This window comes from Sinorhizobium sojae CCBAU 05684 (assembly GCF_002288525.1).
GTDB classification, from domain to species: Bacteria; Pseudomonadota; Alphaproteobacteria; order Rhizobiales; family Rhizobiaceae; genus Sinorhizobium; species Sinorhizobium sojae.
On record NZ_CP023067.1, the window covers coordinates 2114786 to 2133471 of the forward strand.

Here is an 18686-nt window from a genome sequence, read left to right on the forward strand (position 1 = left end):
CGACCTGCGAGCAGGTTGCAATCAGTCACTTTCGCGCGCCGGAGTTTTGGCTAAGGTTCGGCACATGGACATCCTGATTCTCGGCGCGACCGGCTTCATCGGCTCCGCCATCGCCAGCAAGCTCGCGGAAGACGGCCACCGGGTCACCGGCCTTGGCCGCGATCCCGCGCGCGCCGCACGGAAGATGCCACAGCTTCAATGGCTGAGGGCGGATCTCGCACGTCTCACACGAAGCGCCGACTGGCGCGAGATACTTGCCGGCCACGAGGTGGTCGTCAACTGTGCCGGCGCGCTGCAGGACGGCCTTGCCGATGACCTCGTCGCGGCACAGGAACGGGCGATGCTGGCGCTCTACGAGGCCGCGCGCAACTGCCGGCTCAAGCTTGTCGTTCAGGTCTCCGCCGACACGGAGAGTTCAGGGCGCGACCTTCCCTTTCTGGCCACGAAGCGAAAGGCGGATGCGGCACTCGCCGCAAGCGGCCTTCCTTACGTGATCTTGCGGCCGGCACTGGTGCTCGGACGCAATGCCCATGGCGGTTCGGCGCTGCTCAGAGCGCTTGCCGCCCTGCCCTTCGCCATCCCGCTCGTTCATGGGGCAAGCCCGGTCGCAACGGTCGCGCTCGATAATGTTGGAGATGCCGTAAGCAAGGCCATCGACGGCACGTTCCCGGCCGGGAGCGATCTTGTGCTTGGCCACGGCGACAGCCTGACCTTGCAGGAACTCGTCCTCCTTCATCGCCGCTGGCTGGGCCTGCGGCCGGCGTCTGCAATCCCGCTGCCGGTTGGCCTTGCGCGACCAGTAACATGGCTCGCAGATCTGGCCGGCAGGCTCGGCTGGCGCTCGCCACTCAGATCGACCGCCATGGCGGTCATGTCCGGCGGAGTAAAAGTGCGCATCGGCCCGCAAATCGGAACCGATTTGCGGGGAGCTCGATGCGCAAATTCAAAGAGTAGCGATCTTTGCGCGTCTGAAAAGACGCGTGGCGCCGTAGAGCTGCAGTCAGCGGCCGAAATGCTCGATGCCGCTCCGTCGGGCGTTCAGGATCTCTGGTTTGCGCGGCTCTATCTATTGAAGCCGCTGATCATCGGCACTCTGTCGATTTTTTGGCTGCTCTCTGGCGTCCTGCCTTTCCTCGCCTTCGATGCGGCGCGGAGCCACTTCGCCGCCTTGCTGCCGCCGCCATTCGCAGGCCTCATGACCCTCGCGGCCTGTCTTGCGGATGTCGCACTCGGTCTTGCCGTGCTCGTACAACCGTGGGCGAAGCGCGCGCTCATCGGAATGCTATGCCTGACGCTTGCCTATCTGGCGGCCGCGACCCTTGCCGAGCCCGGGCTCTGGCTCGATCCGCTCGGGCCGCTCGTGAAGGTATTCCCGTCGATCCTGCTGACCCTCGTCGCTCTCGCCATACTGGATGAACGCTGATGACCCTCGAGGATCTGCTCCGCCTTCTTCACGTCCTTGGCGCCACCGTACTCTTCGGCACCGGTGCGGGCATCGCCTTCTTTCTGGTCATGGCCGAACGGACCCGCGATCCGCACATCATCGCCGCCGTCTCCGGCATCGTGGTCATTGCGGACACCGTCTTCACCGCCACCGCCGTCGTGCTGCAGCCCCTCACCGGCTACGGGCTGGCAAGCATCATCGGTTGGCCGCTCGGCGAGGGCTGGATCGTGCTCTCGCTGGCGCTCTATGTTTTTGTCGGCCTCTTCTGGCTGCCAGTCGTCTGGATCCAGATTCGCCTGCGCGATCTTGCCAAGCAGGCCGCAGTAAACAAGGCACCGATTCCGCCTGCCTTCGACCGGCTCTATCGCATCTGGTTCGCCTTCGGATTTCCGGCCTTCTTCGCCGTCATCGCCATTTTCTGGCTGATGCTGACGAAGCCGGAGATCCGGCTGTTCTGACGCCGGCTCCATGCATGCTGCCGAAAAATGTGCAGCGGTTTTGGGACACGACAGGCATAAATACAAAGAGCTAAAGCGCGTTGCACGGATACGATTGAACGCGACGCGCTTTAGCCATCCGGCGACCTACTTCGTCTCATCGTCTGCTCAGGCAGATGCTGACGAAATCGACATCGCGTCAGTTCAGCATTGGCCAGAGACTGATGACGAGCAGCACCGCCATGGTGACGTTGAACCATTTGAGCCGCGCCGGCTCGGAGAGCCATTGCCGGAGCGCCGTACCGAAGCCCGCCCAAGTCGAAACGCTAGGCACGTTGACGAGCGCGAAGACAAGGCCGACGACGAGCACGCTGAAGAGATAGCTGTCGCTGCTGGTATAGGTCGCCATCGCCGAGACGGCCATGACCCAGGCCTTGGGATTGACCCATTGGAAGGCGGCCGCCTGCAGGAATGTCATCGGTGCGGCGCTTGTCCTTCCCTCGCCGAGCGAGCGCGACGAGCCGATCTTCCAGGCGATCCAGACGAGATAGGCGCCGCCCGCGATTTTGAGCGCCGTATAGAGCAACGGCACCGAATGCAGCAGGGCGCCGAGCCCAAGGCCGACGGCGATCAGGAGAACGAAGAAGCCGCTGCCGATTCCGAGCATATGCGGGATGGTGCGCACAAAGCCGAAGTTCACGCCCGAGGCGAACAGCATCATATTGTTCGGACCGGGCGTGATCGAGGTCGTGAAGGCAAACAGGAACAAGGCCAGAAGCGTATCCGGTTGCATGACATCTCCCATTAAGCGCCGCGCGTCTTTTCAGACAGACGCGACCCAGCCCGGTATTCTCAATCGCTGCCGTCCGGCGACCAAAAGGCGCCATTTAGGTCAGCTTAGCTGACCTATTTGTAATGACCAGTGCATTCTTGTCACGGTGACAAGACTTGCACCTGCTACGCGCTCGCAATCGGCACGAAAAAAGGTCGGGCGAACCCGACCTTCCTTCTCGTCTCAACCTGCCGATGCCAGTACATCCGTGGTCAAAGGCGGGGAGACGTCATTTCCGTCGACGACCCGCCACTCGCGGAGGCCCGTCGCCGATCGACTTTGATGTCCCCCATGTAGGAAGCGCTTGCGCCGCCCGCAAGGGCAGAGATCGCGTCTTCCTTGCGCTTCCGGCGTGTTGCTGCCGCCATGGACATTTATCCGCGCGAGTTCCATTCTTGCATTGCCGAAACCTGTCCTGCGGCACTGCGCGTCTTTTCGGGCGCGCAACCGCTGCAGCGCTTCGATGACAATGCAGAGGATATCCGACGATGCACGATCCGATCCCGACCACCGCCTTCCCCGACGGCCGCACGGTTCCGGTGCTCGGACAGGGAACCTGGCGAATGGGCGAGAGCCGGGCAAAGGCGGCCGACGAGATCCGCAGTCTGCAGCTTGGGCTCGATCTCGGCATGACGCTCATCGACACGGCGGAGATGTATGGCGACGGCAGTGCCGAGCGCATTGTCGGCGAGGCCGTTCGCGGGCGGCGCGACGAAGCGTTCATCGTCAGCAAGGTGCTACCGTCGAATGCCAGCCGATCGGGGACGATCGCCGCCTGCGAGCGCAGCCTTAAAAATCTCGGCACCGATCGTATCGATCTCTATCTGTTGCATTGGCGCGGCGGGCATCCGCTCGACGGGACCGTCGCCGCCTTCGAGGAATTGAAGAAGGCCGGCAAGATCCTCGCCTGGGGCGTCTCCAACTTCGATGTCGACGACCTGGAGGAACTGATCGCGGCGCCGGATGGCGGTCACGTCGCGACCAATCAGGTGCTCTATAATCTCGGCCGCCGCGGCATCGAATATGATCTCCTGCCCTGGTGCCGCGACCGGCATGTGCCGGTCATGGCCTATTCGCCGCTCGACGAGGGACGGCTGCTCCACGATGCCGATCTGATCCACATCGCCAAGGCGCATCAGGCGACGCCAGCACAGGTGGCGCTTGCCTTCCTGAAAACCCGCTCCGGCGTCATTTCGATCCCCAAGACCGGCTCCGCCGAGCGCGCCCGCGAAAACCGCGACGCGATGGACATCCACCTGACGGCGGAGAACCTCGCCGAACTCGACCGGACTTTTCCGCCGCCGAAAAGGAAGGTGCGGCTGGAAGTCATTTGAGGCGAGAGGATGTAGTCCCCGCAGAAAAGGCCCCTCGCCCTCACATCCCCTGATGGCCGCGGTTCATTGCGGCGATGCCGGTGCGGCAGACCTCGATCAGCCCGAGCGGCTTCATGATGGCGATGAACTGCTCGATCTTCGACGGCTTGCCGGTGATCTCGAAGACGAAGTGCTCGATATTGGCGTCGATGACAGAGGCGCGGAAAGCATCCGCAAGCCTGAGCGCCTCCACCCGGTGCTCGCCCGAGCCATGCACCTTGACGAGTGCCAGCTCGCGTTCGATCGGACGGTCATGACCGAGGCTCGCCGCGCGTACGGTGAGGTCGACGACGCGATGAACGGGCACCAGCCGTTCGAGCTGGTTCTTGATCTGCTCGAGCACATGCGGCGTGCCGCGCGTGACGATGGTGATGCGCGACAGGTGCGCCTCGTGCTCGGTCTCGGAGACCGTCAGGCTTTCGATGTTGTAGCCGCGGCCGGAAAACAGACCGATGACGCGGGCAAGCACGCCAGGCTCGTTGTCGACGAGAACGGAAAGTGTGTGCGTCTCCGCAAGCTCCGTCTCCTTGGCGATGAAATAGGCAGAGCCCGTCGGCTGAAGATGTGCACTCATTATTGGTCCTCTACCCTTGTCCTTAAACGAGCTGTCGGCCCTTGGCGTCGATCGCCGTGGCGACCGCCTCGTCCGTCGCCTCGTCGGGCAACAACATCTCGTTATGCGCCTTGCCGGAGGGAATCATCGGGAAGCAGTTGGCGAGATTGGCGACGCGGCAGTCGAATATGACGGGCGCCGGCGTATCGATCATCCGGCGGATCGCCTCGTCGAGCTCACCCGGCTTTTCGCAGCGGATGCCGACGCCGCCATAGGCTTCGGCAAGCTTGACGAAATCCGGCATCGCCTCCGTATAGGAATGCGACAGGCGGTTGCCGTGCAGCAGCTGCTGCCACTGGCGGACCATGCCCATATATTGATTGTTCAGGATGAAGATCTTGACCGGCAGGCCGTATTGCACCGCGCAGGACATTTCCTGGATGCACATCTGGATCGAGGCGTCGCCGGCAATATCGATGACGAGGCTTTCCGGATGCGCGACCTGAACGCCGATCGCGGCCGGGAAGCCGTAGCCCATGGTGCCGAGGCCACCAGAGGTCATCCACCGGTTCGGTTCCTCGAAACCGAAGAACTGTGCCGCCCACATCTGATGTTGGCCGACTTCCGTGGTGATGTAGGTGTCGCGGCCCTTGCTGAGTTCATAAAGCCGCTGGATCGCATATTGCGGCATGATGACGTCGTCGCTCGGCGTGTAGGCGAGAGAATTGCGGGCGCGCCACTTGGCGATCGATCTCCACCAGTCATCGAGCCGTGCCGTGTCGACCGTCTTGGCGGCGGCCCGCCAGAGGCGGACCATGTCTTCGAGAACGGTCGCGACATCGCCGACGATCGGAACGTCGGCGCGGACGTTCTTGTTGATCGAGGACGGATCGATATCGATGTGAATCTTCTTCGAATTCGGCGAGAAGGCATTGAGCCGGCCGGTGATGCGGTCGTCGAAGCGCGCCCCGATGCAGACCATGACGTCGCAATCATGCATCGCCATGTTGGCCTCGTAGGTGCCGTGCATGCCGAGCATACCGAGCCAGTTCTTGCCGGAGGCCGGATAGGCGCCGAGGCCCATCAGTGTCGAGGTGATCGGAAAGCCGGTGAGATCGACCAGCTCACGCAGGAGATGGGCGGCCTGCGGGCCGGAATTAATGACGCCGCCGCCGGAATAGATGATCGGCTGGCGCGCCGCCTTCATCAGCGCGATCGCCTCTTCGATCTTCGTCAGTTCGCCCTGCGTCTTCGGCTGATAGCTCTTCTGAGTCGGAACGGCCGAAGCCGGCGTGTAGGTGCCGGTCGCAAACTGGATGTCTTTCGGGATATCGACGACGACCGGACCCGGGCGGCCGGATTGCGCGATGCGGAAGGCTTCATGAATAATGCGCGCAAGATCGTTGACGTCCTTGACCAGCCAATTGTGCTTGGTGCAAGGGCGGGTGATGCCGACCGTATCGCACTCCTGGAAGGCGTCGGAGCCGATCAGCGCGGTCGGAACCTGGCCGGAGATGCAAACGAGCGGGATCGAGTCCATCAAGGCGTCCTGCAGCGCCGTGACCGCATTGGTCGCGCCCGGCCCGGAGGTGACGAGCATGACGCCGACCTTGCCGGTGGAGCGGGCATATCCTTCGGCCATATGGCCGGCGCCCTGCTCGTGACGGACGAGGATATGCTCGATCTCTTCCTGCTGGAAAATCTCGTCATAGATCGGAAGCACGGCGCCGCCGGGATAGCCGAAGATATGCTTGACGCCGTTGTCTTTCAGAGCCTGGAGAACGATCTCCGCCCCGGTCATCTGGTTTTCAGTTCCGCTCATTAGCCTGCTTCCGTCCCTTTTTCAGGTTTTGGGTGATTAGCGTGTTTGAAGACATAAAAAAAGGCCCCATCAGGAGCCTCGTTCAGCGCATGGGTGGCTACCGCCGGATGGTTACACCATCCTGCCCATGCGCCGCCCCACCACAAGAATAACCGCGAATTTTTTCATGGGGCGATTTGATAAACAGAAAACACCGGACCGTCAACGCCGTTTTCGAATAATCGCAACCACTTATTAAAGTCGTTCCTTTATCCTTCGGGACAATTCGCCCGAGGTGTCAATTGCTCAACAGTGACCTGCAGTCCCCGAACCGAGCTGGGGAGAAGGATCGTCGCGACGGCATGAAGCCGGGGAACCGTTTCCTCGGCCGGGTTGTCGCGTGCAACGGTTCGCGGGCAACGATCGCGACGGTCGCCGAAAATGGCGAGACCTCACTGACCGAGCTTTGGTCCGTCGGCCGGCTGATCTCCATTTCCGTCGGCGAGAACCGGGTCGTGGCCCTGGTCTGCTCGATGCACACCGCATCCGAGGAATGGAGCGAGGAGACGAACAACACCATCCGCATCGAAGTCGAATTGATGGGCGAGGTCTTTGTTGGGTCCGACGGGCGGGAGGAGTTCTCCGCTGGCATCAGCCGCTATCCCTATCTCGGCGCGATCGCCCACCGCATCCGTGCCTCCGACCTCGCCCGCATCTATGATTCCAAGCAGGCGGACAGCTGTGTCATCGGCAAGCTGACGCAGGACGAGAGCCTCGACGCGACGATCCACGTGCCATCGATGCTTGCCAAGCACTTCGCCATCGTCGGCACGACCGGCGTCGGCAAGTCGACCGCCGTGACGCTACTGCTCAACAAGGCGATCGCCGCCGATCCGAAGCTGCGCGTGCTCATCCTCGATCCGCACAACGAGTTCGCCGCCGCCTTTCCGGACCATTCGGTCGTCATCGAGACCGACACGCTCGAGCTGCCCTTCTGGCTCTTCCGCCTGGAGGAACTGGCCGAGGTGATCTTCCGTGGCCGCCCCCCGGTGCCGGAAGAGCTCGATATCCTGCGCGACGTCATCCCCGATGCCAAAAAGACCTTCAAGGGCGGCGACTCGGGCCTGATGCGCCGGCAGACGGAAAAGAGCTCGATCACCGCGGACACCCCGGTGCCCTACCGCATAGCCGACCTTCTGGCGATGATCGACGAGCGTATCGGCCGGCTCGAGGGGCGCACCGACAAGCCGCATCTGCGCTCCCTCAAAGTCAGAATCGTCTCGGCGATCAACGATCCGCGCTATCATTTCATGTTCTCTTCGAACACGATCACCGACACGATCCAGGACACGATCGCCAAGATCTTCCGCATACCGGGAGAGGGCAAGCCGATCGCCACCTTCGAGCTTGCCGGCATCCCTTCGGAAGTCGTCAATTCGGTCGCCTCGGTGCTCTGCCGCATGGCCTTCGAAATCGGCCTCTGGGGCAATGGCGGCATCCATATGCTGGTCGTCTGCGAGGAGGCGCACCGCTACGTGCCGGCCGACCCCTCTTTCGGCTTCCTGCCGACGCGTCAGGCGATCGCCCGCATCGCCAAGGAGGGCCGCAAATACGGCGTGTCGCTCGGCATCATCACCCAGCGCCCCGGCGAACTCGATCCGACGATCCTGTCGCAGTGCTCGACGGTCTTTGCCATGCGGCTCGCAAACGACCGCGACCAGGAGATCATCCGCTCGGCCATCTCCAACTCCTCCATCTCGACCACCAGCTTCATCTCGTCGATCGGCAATGGCGAGGCGATCGCCTTCGGCGAAGCCGTGGCGGTGCCGATGCGCATGCGCTTCAGCCGCGTGGAAGAGGCGAGGCTGCCGCGCGCACACGGCATCACCGACAGGGTCGAAGAGGATGCGCCGCCCGTCGATCTCCGTTCGATCGTCAGCCGCATGCGTGCCATGAACGGACCGGATATTTCAAGTTTCCAGCAGAGCTATCTGGCTGCGGAAAGCGCTCACACGCCCGCCGACGAAGAGGAAGCGTGGGACGAACCGGGCACCGATGCCGCTCCCTCCCGCGCCGAAGGCATGCGGGAGCCGGCGCTGGAGTCCTATCGGCCGGAGATGCTTCCGCACGCACCCGAACCGGTCAATCCCCAGCTCGAGCGCTTCAACCAGATCCGCGAGCAGATCCTTTTCGGTCAGGCGGAAAGGGATGCCGCTCGGCAGCAGCAGCGCCCGCCATTGCAGCCGGAGCGGAGCTTCGGCTCGCCCGCCCCCGAAGGGCAGCGTCAAGGATCGCTGCGCGAAAGCCTGCTAAAGCGTCCACTCGGAAGCATCATCCGCAAATAGCGGGAGCCCACATGGCCTGGGAGGCGACGGTTCCAAACCGGACACGGAAAGCTGCGCGGATCGGAAAACCTGTTCGAACGTTGATGCATGGCAAGAATGCCACAGCACGACGGAGGCAAACATGGATGATGATGAGGCATGGGAACTGGAACGCAGGTTGTGGCTCGAAGGTCCCGGCGTATACCGATCACTTGTCGATGACGAATGCCTGATGGCGTTCCAGCCGCTGGGCATCCTCGCCGGGCCAGAGATCATTCGATCTCTCGACGGCGCCCCGCGTTGGCGGGATGTGACAATGACGGAGAGACGGATTGCCCGGCCGGCCGAAGCAATCATCGTCCTCGCCTACCGCGCCCACAGCCGGCGCGATGCCGAGGCGCCATATGCAGCCCATTGCACGTCCACCTATGCGAAAATCGGCGACGACTGGCGGATGGTGCAGCATCAGCAGGCGCCGGCGCCCTGATCGCCAGCGCATCGGCCCGAAAATCGTAATCGATTTCCGGAAAGCTCGATGCGTAGATCCAAGGAGTTGCAACGTCCTTTGCTGCGCTTCCTCGTTCGCGTCGAATGGCGCTCTGTCCGTGGGGTGAAGGACTGCCTCAAGATCAAGCCAACCGGTCTGCAAAGGCCGACTTCACAACGACTTCAAGGTCTACTACTTCCCTCAACTGCGCGATGAGTGAAGATCTTGGGCTGGGTCAGCGGTGGCGAGGAAGCTGTGCTGAAGGTAAACGGCTCGGGTTAGCGCTTTGCTACAGCACCTCGTGGGGGCTCTCGACCCGCTGCCAGCTTTCGTCGAGCTGGTTGCGGAACCATGTCATCTGCCGCTTGGCGTATTGCCTCGTGGCGGCCGCCCCGGCGGCGATCACGTCCGCCTCGGTGATGTCGCCACGCAGCATCGCTGCGATCTGCTGAACGCCGATTGCCTTCATCACCGGCATCTCCGGCGAAAGTTTGAGCGCAAGGAGCGCGCGGACCTCTTCCACGGCACCGCTTGCGAGCATCGTCTCGAAGCGCCTGTCAATTCGATCGTGCAGGAGCGCTCGATCCGGTAGCACGACCAACTTCATCGATTGCTCGGGATCGATAATCACCGGGCCGCGGCCCTGCTGATAATGGCGAATGGAATTGCCCGTCGCCTCGATTACTTCGAGCGCCCGGACGATGCGCTGCCCGTCCCCCGGCCGCAGCTGTGCGGCGGTCTCCGGATCGCGCGCGGCAAGCTCGGCATGGAGTACCTCGGCACCCTCCGCCTTCAGCCCGTAGCGCAGCCGCGCGCGGATGTCCGGCGGGATCTCCGGCATGTCCGAGAGCCCGCCCGTCAGCGCCTTGAAATAGAGGCCGGTGCCGCCGACGAAGACCGGCAGCCGTCCCTCTTCCCGCAAACGCGCAACCAGCGCTTCCGCCTCTCGCAGCCAGGCGCCGGTCGAATAGGGCTGCCCTGCCGGTACGTGGCCATAGAGGAAGTGGTCGATACCGCTCATCTCCGACTCGTCGGGGCGCGCGGTCAGGACCTTCAGCGTGTCGTAGACCTGCATGCTGTCGGCGTTGATGACCACGCCGCCGTGCCGGCGGGCCAGCTTCACGGCAAGTGCGGACTTGCCGCTGGCCGTCGGCCCGGTTATCAGGATCGCGTCCATATCTTGCTCAAGGTTCTCAATCATGGCTCTCGTTGCCACGCTTATCGCCAATCCGTCAAATCCTGTGCTGACGCCCGCATTGGCGGAGGCGGCGGCGGAAACCGTCAGAGCATCCGGCCTCTATTGGCTCGCCGACGGAATTGCCTGCGACATCGCGCTCGCGGACGGCAGCGATGCGGACGCGGCCGAGGGGCAGTTGCGCGCCGTCCTCGGCGATGCCTCCGTCGACGTCGCCGTGCAGGATGCCGAGAGCCGCCGCAAGCGATTTCTCATCGCCGACATGGACTCGACCATGATTGGCCAGGAATGCATCGACGAGCTTGCCGTCGAAGTAGGCCTGAAGGAAAAGGTCGCCGCCATCACCGCCCGTGCCATGAACGGCGAGATCGCCTTCGAGCCGGCGCTGATCGAGCGCGTCGCCCTGCTCAAGGGCATGCCGGCAGCGGTCATCGGCGAGGTCATCACCAAGCGCATCACGCTGACGCCCGGCGGGCGCGAGCTGATCGCCACGATGCGGGCGAAGGGTCATTACACGGCGCTTGTTTCCGGCGGCTTCACGGTTTTCACCGGCCCGATCGCGGAAAGGCTCGGCTTTCACGAGAACCGCGCCAACATCCTTCTTGAAGAGAACGGCAAACTGACCGGCGAAGTGGCCCGGCCGATCCTCGGCAAGCAGGCGAAGGTCGATGCGCTGATCGACATTTCCGAACGGCTCGGCATCTCGACCGCTGACGTAATAGCCGTCGGCGACGGGGCGAACGACCTCGGCATGCTGCAGCTTGCCGGCAGCGGCGTGGCTCTGCACGCCAAGCCCGTCGTCGCCGAACAGGCGAAGATCCGCATCGACCACGGCGACCTCACCGCGCTCCTCTACCTCCAGGGCTACCGCAAGACGGACTTCGTCACGTGATCATTCACGAGACCGAACGGCTGCGGATCCGCAACTGGCGCGAAACCGACCGGGATCTCTTTGCCGAGATCAACAGCGATCAGAAGGTGATGGAGTTCTTCCCCTTCCGCCGCAGTCGCTGTGAGGCCGACGCCCTCCTCGATCGCCTCGCCCTCACCATCGAAGAGACCGGCTTCGGCTTCTTCGCCCTCGCACTTCGCGACGGCGACGCGCCGATCGGCTTCTGCGGCCTTGCACGGACCGACCTCGAACCGCATCTGCCGGACGGCACCTTCGAGATCGGCTGGCGGCTCGCCATCCCCCACTGGGGCAAGGGCTATGTCACCGAGGCGGCCCGCGCACTGCTCGCCTACGGCTTTGCTGAAAAGAATCTCGAAGAGATCGTCTCCTTCGCGGTGCCGGTAAACACGCGCTCCACCGCCGTCATGCATCGCCTTGGCATGCGGCCTGATCCGGCGCGCGACTTCGATCATCCGCGCGTGCCCGACACCCACCGTCATTTGAAGCGCCACGTGCTCTACACGATCACGGCCGACGAGTGGACGCGCCACGCCCGGCGGACGGATTAGCGCATCGAGCTTTCCGAAAATCCGGTACGATTTTCGGGCGCGATACGCTGAGAGCCGAGCGGCCTACTCCACCCGCACTGTTATGAACCGCAACTCGCCACTCTTGTTGGCGATCATCAGCAACGCATTGCGCCGGCCGTCCGCTTTCAGCGCCGCGACCCGAGCCGTCACGTCTTCAGGCGTTGCCATCGCCTCCTGGCCGACTTCGACGATAACGTCCCCGGGCTCGAGGCGGCGCTCGGCCGCGGGGGAGTTCGGCCTGACCTCCGTCACGACCACACCCTCTATCTCTTCTGCAATGCCGAAAGTCTTGCGGCTTTCCTCATCGAGCACCGCGAGCTTCATGCCAAGCACGGCGTCGCTTGCAGGCAATGATGCAGCCGGCGGTTCGCCGGGCTCCGCTCCCTCGCCCTCCGGCGCCGTCACCGCCTTTGCCAGTTGCTCCCCATCTTCGAGCCTGCCGAGCGTGATGCGGACCGTCTGCTCCTTGCCCTCGCGGATGATCACCACATCGACCGCCTTGCCCACCGGGCTTTCGCCGACCGCGCGGATGAGGTCGCGGATTTCGGCAATATCCGCCCCATCGAAGCGGGTGATGATGTCGCCGGCCTTGATTTCGCCATGGGAGATCGGACCGCCTTCGATGATGCCGGAGACGAGTGCGCCATGCGGTCTTTCCATCTTCAGGCTTTCGGCGATGTCGTCACTCACCGGTTGAATGCGCACGCCAAGCCAGCCGCGCCGCGTCTCGCCGAACTCCTTGAGCTGGTTGACGACATTGACCGCCAGTTCCGTCGGCACCGCAAAGCCGATGCCGACCGACATGCCGGTCTGCGACAGGATCGCCGTATTGATGCCGATCACCTCGCCGTGCATGTTGAACAGCGGTCCGCCGGAATTGCCTCGGTTGATCGCCGCATCCGTCTGGATGAAATTGTCGTAGGGACCGGCATTGATGTTGCGGCCGCGGGCGGAAACGACGCCGACGGAGACGGAAACGCCGAGGCCGAAAGGATTGCCGACGACCATAACCCAGTCGCCAATCCTGATCTGGCGCGAATCGCCGAAGGCAACGGCCTTGAGCGGCCTCTGCGGCTCGACCTTGAGCAGGGCGAGATCGGTCTTGGTATCCATGCCGACCAGCTTCGCCTTCATCGTCGTGCCGTCCGAAAAATTGATCTCGATCTCGTCCGCGTCCTGGACGACGTGATTGTTGGTGACGATATAGCCGTCGGGATCGATGACGAAGCCGGAGCCGAGCGAATTGACCGTGCGCGGACGGGCGCCCCCGCCGCGCTGGCCCTTGAAGAATTCTTCGAAGAACTCCTGATGCGGCGAGCCCTCCGGCACCTGCGGCATCGGGGCATTGTCCTCGCTGGATTTCACGTTCTGCGAGATCGATATGTTGACGACGGCATCGAGGATCCCTTCCGCGAGATCGGCGACCGAGGGAGGCCCGATCAATGGCCGCGGCATCGCTGTCTCGGCATATGCGCTGTTGGAGAGGATCAGTGCCGTCGCGGCCGCCAGCACCACGCTGCGGAAATATTGGGGTCGTTTGGACAAGTCGCTAGGCTCCCATCATTGCTTTTGCGTCGCGCCGACCCGGACCCTTGCCGGGCCCCGCATGTCGACCGCCATACGCTTTTGCGAATTATACCGCCTACTGCATGTCTCCTTAAGTCGAATTTGACCTAAGCACAAAGACATGCAGAAATTTCAAAGCGCTACAGCAACCTTTGCGCGTTTCAGACGCGCGGTGCTGTAGGCGACGTGTAGCAGCAGGCCCGCGCGACACATTCTTCCCCTGAAGATACGGCGGAATTCCGGACCGTCCAGACACGATTTCCTGATCCGGTGCGGAGCATCCCTTCAGGTGGTGATTTCGTGCCCATACTCCTTCAGCGCCTGCAAGGCCTTTTCGAGATCCGATCCCGCCACGAAGACGTAATCGGTGCTGAATGTGGAATTGGCAAAGATACCGACCCCTGCGGTCGTAAGCGGATCGAGAACGGAAGCCAGGACGCCGGGCACATCGAAGCTGAAATGCTGCTCGATACGCAAGCAGCGCCAGCCAAGCGAACTCTGCACGCTGGAGGGGACGCGGGCCGCTCGACAGACGAGAGTCATCTCTTCGCGGGAACTCGAGACGGTCCAGAACCCCGGCCCGGGCAGCCACTCCGGAATAGCAGACCCGATCGTGAAACGGGTAATGGCATATTCGGCGTCGACCAGCCGGATCAGCAGTCTTTGTGGCATTCGCATTATCCTCGAACCAACCAAACAAGTCCGACGCCCATGGCCACCGAAGTGACTCCGGCCAATCGGAGCTGATACTCCGGGACATACGGCAATCGCTTCGCCATTTCCACAAGAACCAAAGGGGCCAGTGCGTACACCAGCCCCTCGATGATCAGGAAAAAAGCCAATCCGGTCAGAAAATCGGACATCGTCCGCTCAGTCTGCCGCCACCGGGGCAGCCGGGGCAGCCGGTGCCGGCGGTGTGGCCGGCGCCTCCCCTTGTTCGGGCCCGTTTGCGTTATTGAAATAGCGGAAGAACTCTGACTGCGGCGACAGCACCATGGTCGTGTCGGGACTGCCGATCGCCTGCGAGTAGGCCGACATCGAGCGGTAGAACTCGAAGAAGCTCGGATCGCGCTGGAACGCGTCGGCAAAGATCCTCGTGCGCTCGCCCTCGCCTTCACCGCGCAGGATCTCCGAATCGCGTTGCGCTTCGGCAACGATTTCGACGACCTGCCGGTCGGCGATCGCGCGCCGACGCTGGCCCTCTTCGTTACCGCGCGCGCGGATGAGCTCGGCCTCCGCCAGGCGTTCGGCCTTCATTCGCTCATAGGTCTGCTGCGAGACCTCCTGCGTCAGATCCGTGCGGCGGATGCGAACGTCCTCGATAGTGAGGCCGAGCGATTCCGCATCTGGCCTGAGGTCCGCACCCACCTCTCGCATCATCGACGCGCGCTCGTCGGAGAGCGCCGCCTCGAAACCCCTCTGACCGTAGACGCGACGCAGCGATGCATCAAGACGGGTCCTGAGCCGCGCTTCGGCCGATTCGCGGTCGCCGGAAACCGTTTCACGGAAGCGGCGGGGATCGGCGATCTTGTAGACCACGAAGGCGTCGACCTCATAGAACTTGCCACCCGAGACCTGCACGCGGATGTCGTCGAGATCGAAGCGAAGCGCCTGGTCAAGAACGTATTGCACGCGGTCGGCATCCATGAAGCCAAAGGGCAGCTTGAAATAGATGCCCGGCTCGGTCTTCACGTCGCGGATTTCACCGAAGCGAACGACGATCGCCTGCTGGCGTTCATTGACGACGAAGACCGACGAATAGGCGATGAACAGCACCGCGGCGAGCGCGATGAGGATGATGGAACTGCGATTGTTGATCATTGCGTACCTCCCGACTGCGCGGGCCTGCCGATTTCATTGAGCGGCAAATAGGGCAGGACGCCCTGGCTGTTCGTTTCGCCAAGAATAATTTTCCTCGACTTGCCGAAAACGCCCTGCATCGTCTCGAGATAGAGCCGCTTGCGGGTGACGTCCGGCGCCTTGGAATACTCGTCGTGAACGGAGATGAAGCGCTGCGCCTCACCCTCCGCCTCCTTGACGATGCGGTCCTTGTAGGCCGCCGCCTCTTCGCGGATCTGCGCCCCCTGGCCACGCGCGCGACCGAGCACCTGGTTGGCGTACTGGTTGGCTTCCTCGACGAAGCGGTCCTCGTCCTGTTCGGCGCGCTGTACCTCGTCAAAGGCATCAGCGACCTCGCGCGGCGGTGCTGCGTCCTCGATTGCGACCGTGTTCACGGAGATGCCGGCGCCGTAGCTGTCCAGAGTCGCCTGGATCGTGTTGCGGACATCCGTTGCGATCGCCTGACGGTTATCGCGGAAGATGTCCTGCGCCGGGCGCCTGCCGACGACTTCGCGCATGGCGCTTTCTCCCACCTGCTGCAGCGTGTCGACGGGGTTTTCCACGTTGAAGAGAAAGGCCTTCGGATCGGTAACCGCGAAGAGCACTGCGAATTGGACATTGACGATGTTCTGGTCGCTGCTCAACATCAGCCCCGAGCTCGACTGACTGCCTCCACGGCTGCCGATGTTCAATTGCTGTTCCGTCACCTTGGCATATTCGACGGTCTCGAACGGCCAGAAGTGATAATGCAGGCCGGGCATCGAGATCTCGTCCTTAGGCTTACCGAAGCGCATTTCGACGCCGCGTTCGTCCGGCTGAACGGTGTAGATGGAATTGAGCAAGACAAATCCGGCGATCAACAGGCCGGCTATGACGAAGATGCCGCCGTTGAAGCCGCCGGGGACGACACTCTTCAACTGATCCTGGCCGCGCCGGATGATCTCCTCGAGATCCGGCGGCCCGCCTTTTCCGCCCCGCGGCCTGTTCCCCTGGCCCCACGGTCCTTGATTGCCGCCGCCGCCCCAAGGGCCGCCGCCGCCATTCTGATTGCTCCAGGGCATCAAAACCTCTCTTGAAATAAGACTCCCAGATTGACCTCGCCTCATGCGGCCGGTCAAAGATGTGACCCCGTTATAGGTACCAACTGCATTGCTTTCAACGCGATACGGCCGAGTTCACGGTAAATGACTTAAATTTAATGACGCACCTGCATGGGAAGAGGGAAACCAGAGCCGGCTCAGGGGCCCGCACCGTTCATGCTGGCGTCGCCAGCCGCCCTCTCGCGCCGCCGCCAAGTGACGAAATGCATCGCATGGCTGTCCTTCTCGCTGCGCGGCAGGTCTTCCTCGAACACTTTTTCGAATATGGTGGAGTCGATCGCCGGAAAGGCCGTGTCACCCTCCACCTCCGCCTGCACCTCGGTCACATGCAGCACATCGGCAATGCCGATCGACTGACGGTAGATCTCGCCACCGCCGATGACACAGATCTCGTCGACGCCTTGGGCCGCCGCATGGTGCCGCGCTCTATCGAGCGCCGCCTCCAGCGAGGACGCGAGCTCCGCCCCTTGCGCCGCAAAGACGGGATCGCGGCTGATGACGATGTTCGGGCGGCCGGGCAAGGGGCGCCCGAGCGAAGCCCAGGTCTTGCGGCCCATCACCACGGGCTTGCCCATGGTCAGCGCCTTGAAACGTTTGAGATCGGTCGAAAGCCGCCATGGCAGCTCCCCTTCCCGGCCGATGACCCCGTTCGCCGCGATCGCAACGACGATGACGATTTTCGGATCGCTCTTCACTTCAGTCATGAAAACCACTCGGTCTGCTGTCGATTTCGCGGGCCCGCAGAAGCGCGGGACGATCGGTCACCACGCGCACATAGCGGTCGATGACCTCGCTGTCCGGCAGGATCCCGCGCATCCACTGTAATGCGCTCGCGAGCAGGAGGTCGGCAGCGCTCATCCTCTCACCAATGAGATAGGGCTGGCGTGTGAGCACGTCGATCACATGCGCGCACATTTCCGTATGGAGCCTCGCCAAAACCGGATTATTAGCCGTCACGCCAGCGACATGGGCGCTGGCCGCCGGCTCGATCACGCCGGCATAATAGGCAAGCCAGGACAGGTAGGCGCCGCGCTCGGGATGGCCCGGCGGCCGGCCAAGGCCGGAATCGGGGTAGAGGTCGGTCAGATATTGCACGACGGCGACCGACTCCCAGATCAGCGCTCCATTGTGCAGCAGGGCCGGCACCTGTTTGTGGGGATGAGGATTGTTTTCGTCCGGCCCGCCCGAACCGTCCCACCGCCGGATGTCGACGTAGCGGATTTCAAATTCGGCGCCGATTTCCTCCAGCAGCCAAATGATCCGCGAGGAACGTGACAAGGGCGCGTGAATCAGCGTCAGCATCGTAACCTCCCATCTCTGCCGGAACGGCCGCCCTTGTGAAACAGCCGACTCCGCGGCGACCTACCGACAGCGATCCGCAACCTCGGTCAGACCGCGACCGGCGCCTTGATATGTGAATCGGCCTCGTAGCCGACCAGCGTTAAGTCCTCGGCCTTAAAGGAAAACAGGTCATTGACCGCTGGGTTGATTTCCATCTTCGGCAGCGGCTTCGGCGTGCGCGCCAGTTGCAGCCGCGCCTGGTCGAAATGGTTGTGGTAGATATGCGCGTCGCCGAGCGTGTGCACGAAATCGCCGGGCTTGAGCCCCGTCACCTGCGCCACCATCATCGTCAGCAGGGCATAGGAGGCGATGTTGAACGGCACACCCAGGAAAATGTCGCCGGAGCGCTGGTAGAGCTGGCAGGAGAGCTTGCCGTCCGACACATAGAACTGGAACAGGCAATGACAGGGCGGCAGCGCCATCTCGTCGACAAGCGCCGGGTTCCAGGCCGAAACGATGTGGCGACGGGAATTCGGATTGGTCTTCAGCCCTTCGATCAGCCGGGCGATCTGGTCGATATGGCCGCCGTCGGGCGTCGGCCACGAGCGCCATTGATAACCATAGACCGGCCCCAGCTCGCCATTCTCGTCCGCCCATTCGTCCCAGATGCTGACGCCGTTTTCCTTGAGATAGGCGATGTTGGTGTCGCCTTTCAGAAACCAGAGAAGCTCATGGATGATCGAGCGCAGATGCAGCTTCTTCGTCGTCAGCACCGGAAAGCCTTCGGAGAGATCGAAGCGCATCTGGTAGCCGAAGACGGAACGCGTGCCGGTACCGGTCCGGTCGCCGCGATCGCTGCCGTTGCTCATCACATGATCGAGAAGCTCAAGATATTGCCGCATTAGTTGCTCGCCGCCGATTCGTTCCTCTTCAAAATAGGGCGAACTCCGCCAGGAACCAACGGGGCAATGG

General features: G+C 62.7%; 19 protein-coding genes. 7 read left to right on the top strand and 12 right to left on the bottom strand.

Annotated features, from left to right (window positions below; genetic code table 11):
* Positions 1-64 precede the first annotated feature (64 nt).
* Together SJ05684_RS10440 and SJ05684_RS10445 are read left to right on the top strand one after the other, a co-directional pair.
* The gene (locus tag SJ05684_RS10440; RefSeq protein WP_034851056.1) at positions 65-1423 is read left to right on the top strand and encodes an SDR family oxidoreductase; all 1359 of its coding nucleotides are present in this window, start codon (positions 65-67) and stop codon (positions 1421-1423) included.
* The gene (locus tag SJ05684_RS10445) at positions 1423-1902 is read left to right on the top strand and encodes a DUF2269 family protein (RefSeq protein WP_034851058.1); all 480 of its coding nucleotides are present in this window, start codon (positions 1423-1425) and stop codon (positions 1900-1902) included. The genes SJ05684_RS10440 and SJ05684_RS10445 overlap by 1 nt, the downstream gene beginning before the upstream one ends.
* Before the next feature lie 178 nt (positions 1903-2080).
* On the opposite strand, the gene SJ05684_RS10450 is transcribed toward SJ05684_RS10445, so the two are convergent.
* A complete protein-coding gene (locus SJ05684_RS10450) occupies positions 2081-2674 on the bottom strand; it encodes a LysE family translocator (protein WP_034851177.1) in 594 nt (197 codons plus the stop codon).
* A 527-nt stretch (positions 2675-3201) separates the two neighbouring features.
* Here SJ05684_RS10450 and SJ05684_RS10460 point away from each other — a divergent pair.
* The gene (locus tag SJ05684_RS10460; RefSeq protein ID WP_034851060.1) at positions 3202-4047 is read left to right on the top strand and encodes an aldo/keto reductase; all 846 of its coding nucleotides are present in this window, start codon (positions 3202-3204) and stop codon (positions 4045-4047) included.
* A 40-nt stretch (positions 4048-4087) separates the two neighbouring features.
* On the opposite strand, the gene ilvN is transcribed toward SJ05684_RS10460, so the two are convergent.
* Both ilvN and SJ05684_RS10470 read right to left on the bottom strand, forming a co-directional pair.
* Positions 4088-4660 (bottom strand): acetolactate synthase small subunit, encoded by a 573-nt coding sequence (gene ilvN, locus SJ05684_RS10465; RefSeq protein WP_034851062.1) that lies wholly within the window; start codon positions 4658-4660, stop codon positions 4088-4090.
* A 22-nt stretch (positions 4661-4682) separates the two neighbouring features.
* Positions 4683-6461: an acetolactate synthase 3 large subunit gene (locus SJ05684_RS10470; protein WP_034851064.1), complete on the bottom strand. Its 1779-nt coding sequence runs from the start codon at positions 6459-6461 to the stop codon at positions 4683-4685.
* Positions 6462-6742: 281 nt separating this feature from the next.
* Between SJ05684_RS10470 and SJ05684_RS10475 the strand changes: the two genes are divergently transcribed.
* Together SJ05684_RS10475 and SJ05684_RS10480 are read left to right on the top strand one after the other, a co-directional pair.
* The gene (locus tag SJ05684_RS10475) at positions 6743-8785 is read left to right on the top strand and encodes an ATP-binding protein (RefSeq protein WP_034851066.1); all 2043 of its coding nucleotides are present in this window, start codon (positions 6743-6745) and stop codon (positions 8783-8785) included.
* 121 nt (positions 8786-8906) lie between these two features.
* Positions 8907-9251: a DUF4440 domain-containing protein gene (locus tag SJ05684_RS10480; protein WP_034851068.1), complete on the top strand. Its 345-nt coding sequence runs from the start codon at positions 8907-8909 to the stop codon at positions 9249-9251.
* A 289-nt stretch (positions 9252-9540) separates the two neighbouring features.
* On the opposite strand, the gene miaA is transcribed toward SJ05684_RS10480, so the two are convergent.
* Positions 9541-10452: a tRNA (adenosine(37)-N6)-dimethylallyltransferase MiaA gene (gene miaA / locus SJ05684_RS10485; RefSeq protein ID WP_034851069.1), complete on the bottom strand. Its 912-nt coding sequence runs from the start codon at positions 10450-10452 to the stop codon at positions 9541-9543.
* On the opposite strand from miaA, the gene serB reads away from it, so the two are divergent.
* Positions 10451-11338: a phosphoserine phosphatase SerB gene (gene serB, locus SJ05684_RS10490; RefSeq protein WP_034851071.1), complete on the top strand. Its 888-nt coding sequence runs from the start codon at positions 10451-10453 to the stop codon at positions 11336-11338. The two genes, miaA and serB, sit on opposite strands and share 2 nt — an antisense overlap.
* Positions 11335-11907 carry a GNAT family N-acetyltransferase gene (locus SJ05684_RS10495; protein ID WP_034851074.1) on the top strand — a complete coding sequence of 191 codons (573 nt, stop codon included), beginning with the start codon at positions 11335-11337 and terminating at the stop codon, positions 11905-11907. The genes serB and SJ05684_RS10495 overlap by 4 nt, the downstream gene beginning before the upstream one ends.
* A 63-nt stretch (positions 11908-11970) precedes the next feature.
* On the opposite strand, the gene SJ05684_RS10500 is transcribed toward SJ05684_RS10495, so the two are convergent.
* From SJ05684_RS10500 to SJ05684_RS10535, 8 genes are all read right to left on the bottom strand, one after another.
* Positions 11971-13473: a Do family serine endopeptidase gene (locus SJ05684_RS10500; protein WP_034851077.1), complete on the bottom strand. Its 1503-nt coding sequence runs from the start codon at positions 13471-13473 to the stop codon at positions 11971-11973.
* Between the two features lie 306 nt (positions 13474-13779).
* Positions 13780-14166 (bottom strand): ACT domain-containing protein, encoded by a 387-nt coding sequence (locus tag SJ05684_RS10505; RefSeq protein WP_034851079.1) that lies wholly within the window; start codon positions 14164-14166, stop codon positions 13780-13782.
* A 5-nt stretch (positions 14167-14171) separates the two neighbouring features.
* Positions 14172-14357, bottom strand: a complete 186-nt coding sequence (locus SJ05684_RS10510) for a DUF2065 domain-containing protein (RefSeq protein WP_034851081.1) — start codon at positions 14355-14357, stop codon at positions 14172-14174.
* 7 nt (positions 14358-14364) lie between these two features.
* Positions 14365-15315: a protease modulator HflC gene (gene hflC, locus SJ05684_RS10515; protein WP_034851083.1), complete on the bottom strand. Its 951-nt coding sequence runs from the start codon at positions 15313-15315 to the stop codon at positions 14365-14367.
* Complete coding sequence (hflK, locus tag SJ05684_RS10520) at positions 15312-16394, bottom strand: FtsH protease activity modulator HflK (protein ID WP_034851085.1); 1083 nt, start codon at positions 16392-16394, stop codon at positions 15312-15314. Before hflK ends, hflC begins: the two co-directional genes overlap by 4 nt.
* Positions 16395-16570: 176 nt before the next feature.
* Positions 16571-17137 (bottom strand): dihydrofolate reductase, encoded by a 567-nt coding sequence (locus SJ05684_RS10525; RefSeq protein WP_034851087.1) that lies wholly within the window; start codon positions 17135-17137, stop codon positions 16571-16573.
* Positions 17130-17735, bottom strand: coding sequence for a glutathione S-transferase family protein (locus SJ05684_RS10530; protein ID WP_034851089.1), 606 nt, complete (start codon positions 17733-17735; stop codon positions 17130-17132). The genes SJ05684_RS10525 and SJ05684_RS10530 overlap by 8 nt, the downstream gene beginning before the upstream one ends.
* A gap of 86 nt (positions 17736-17821) precedes the next feature.
* Positions 17822-18616, bottom strand: a complete 795-nt coding sequence (locus tag SJ05684_RS10535; RefSeq protein ID WP_034851091.1) for a thymidylate synthase — start codon at positions 18614-18616, stop codon at positions 17822-17824.
* Positions 18617-18686: the final 70 nt, after the last annotated feature.